This window comes from Butyricicoccus sp., assembly GCF_050872565.1.
Classification (GTDB): Bacteria; Bacillota; Clostridia; order Oscillospirales; family Butyricicoccaceae; genus Butyricicoccus_A.
In genome coordinates this window covers 1-2,411 of sequence record NZ_JBNMHC010000340.1, presented here as the reverse complement: position 1 = coordinate 2,411, position 2,411 = coordinate 1, and the positions used below count along the sequence as shown (strand labels likewise).

Below are 2,411 nucleotides of genomic sequence, written 5' to 3'. Positions count from 1 at the left end.
GTCTTTGGGGTGCTGATGGATGTCGGATGGCGTGAGGGGCTGCTTGTCTGCATACAGCAGCACACTGAGCTGTCCATTGGTCTCGATGATGCCGCAGCGCACGTCGGACACGAGAGAGACACCTGCCATGCGCAGGCCGTCCAAGATGTCCTCTGGCGACAGGCGAAGCAGACGCAGCATGTCGGGATCAAATTTTCCGTCTCGAATGACCATACAGGGGTTGCCGCACAGCAGGCGGCGGACGCGGATGCTTTTTTGGCAGAGACCGGAGAGCAGCACTTCCACGGCGAGCAGTGTGACGAGAGGGACGATGCCGCCGAGCAGCGGGATGGCGGTGTCTTGCAGGGGAATGGAGGCAAGCTCGGAAACCAGAATGGTAACGGCAAATTCCGAGGTGGACAGCTCACCGAGCTGTCGTTTTCCGGTAAACCGCAGACCGCCAATGACTGCAGCATAGACGAGCAGTGTGCGCGCGAACAGCAGAAACAGGAAAACCACCTCCCGAAGATTTGTTTTTAGCTTTCGCCGGTTTTGGGCAAAGTATGCAGGATCTTTGAAAATTTGTACGGAAAACCGGAGAAATGCGAAAAAATAAAAAATATTATTGACTTTTTGGATTTACAAGATATAATTAGAAATACTTAGATATAAAAATGCAAAGACCGGAAAGAGTAACGCTTCCGTCACTTTCAGAGAACTGCCGTTTGGTGCGAGGCAGCAGGGAGAAAGCGCGAACGTCATCCGCGAGCAGTTCAGGTGAATGGGCTGACCTAGTAATCTGAACCGGTTCACGCCCCCGTTAACAGGCAGAGCATTACGCACAGATTTGTGCCGATGTAAAGGGGTCGCTGGGACATCAGCGGCAATAAAGAGTGGTACCGCAGAGCTAGTCTTTGTCTCTTTTTGTAGAGATAAGGGCTTTTTTTGTTTATCCAACCCGAAGGAAAAATATTACGATATAGGAGAGATGGCTCATGAAACTCAATGGTTCACAGATTCTGCTTGAGACACTGCTGGAACAGGGTACCGATACCATTTTCGGTTATCCGGGCGGCGCAGCACTGAACATTTATGATGAACTGTATAAGTATTCCGACCGTATCCGTCATGTCCTGTCCGCACACGAACAGGGCGCATCCCATGCCGCAGATGGCTATGCCCGCGCAACCGGCAAAGTAGGCGTTGTTCTGGCAACCTCCGGCCCGGGCGCAACCAACCTGGTCACCGGCATTGCAACAGCATTTATGGATTCTATCCCGCTGATTGCGATTACCGCAAATGTTGGCACCGGTCTGATTGGTCGAGACAGCTTCCAGGAAATTTACATCGCAGGCGTGACCATGCCGATCACCAAGCATAACTTTGTTGTCCGCAATGTAGAAGAACTGGCAGATACCGTTCGTCAGGCATATGAAATTGCCATCAGTGGTCGTCCGGGTCCGGTACTCATTGATATTCCGAAGGACATCACGGCAGCAGTCTGTGAGTTTGAGCACAAGCCGGCAGTCAAGAAGCGTCCGAATCCGAAGATTCAGCACGAGCAGATTTCCAAGATGGCAGAGATGGTCAATGAAGCAGAGCGTCCGGTCATCCTGTTCGGCGGCGGCGTGATTTCGTCGGATGCCTGCGACCTGCTGCTGCGCTTTATGAAGCGCGGCGATATTCCGGCTTGTCATTCTCTGATGGGCATCGGTGCACTGGATAAAGAAGAGCCGCTTAATTTGGGTCTCATCGGTATGCACGGTTGGGTATCCGCTGGCCGCGCAGTAGACAACGCTGATCTGGTTATCGCACTGGGCACCCGTTTCTCTGACCGCGTAGCGACCAAGATGGGCGACTTTGCTTCCACGGCAAAGGTTGTTCAGGTTGATATTGACGAGTCTGAGGTCAATAAGAACATCGAGGTACAGCACAGCGTTATCGGTGACGTTCGTGATGTTCTCGAGGCTGTTCTGCCGCTCATCGACCATGCCGATCATACCCCGTGGAAGGAACAGATTGCTTCTTGGAAGGATCGCATGGATTATAAGCCGAAGGACAACGATGCCGTTCTGCGTCCGCATCAGCTGATGAAGAAGATTGATGAGCTGATTAGCAAGGATGACATCGTAGCTACCGATGTTGGTCAGCACCAGATGTGGGCTGCTCAGTTTACCGGACGTTCCAAGCCGCGCACCTTCCTGACTTCTGGCGGTCTGGGCACGATGGGCTTTGGCTATGGTGCAGCCATCGGCGCACAGGTAGGCGAGCCGGATAAGCGCGTCATTCATGTCACCGGTGACGGCAGCTTCCACATGAACTTGCAGGAGATGTGTACCGCTGTCAGCAACCATCTGCCGGTTATCACGATTGTTGTCAACAATCAGGTTCTCGGCATGGTATATCAGTGGCAGACCTCGTTCTACGGCAAG

Annotated in this window: 2 protein-coding genes and 1 other annotated feature; of the genes, one reads left to right on the top strand and one right to left on the bottom strand. The window is 52.8% G+C overall.

All coding sequences use genetic code 11. The annotated features are described in order from the left end of the window. On the bottom strand, positions 1–498 hold a 498-nt coding region (locus tag ACR0P9_RS11060; protein WP_432620119.1), incomplete at its 3' end, for a DUF421 domain-containing protein. Positions 499–649: 151 nt separating this feature from the next. Continuing rightward, positions 650–904 (top strand) — a binding site (T-box leader). 70 nt (positions 905–974) lie between these two features. On the opposite strand from ACR0P9_RS11060, the gene ilvB reads away from it, so the two are divergent. Beyond that, a partial coding sequence (gene ilvB, locus ACR0P9_RS11055; protein ID WP_432620117.1) for a biosynthetic-type acetolactate synthase large subunit occupies positions 975–2,411 on the top strand: 1,437 nt, incomplete at its 3' end.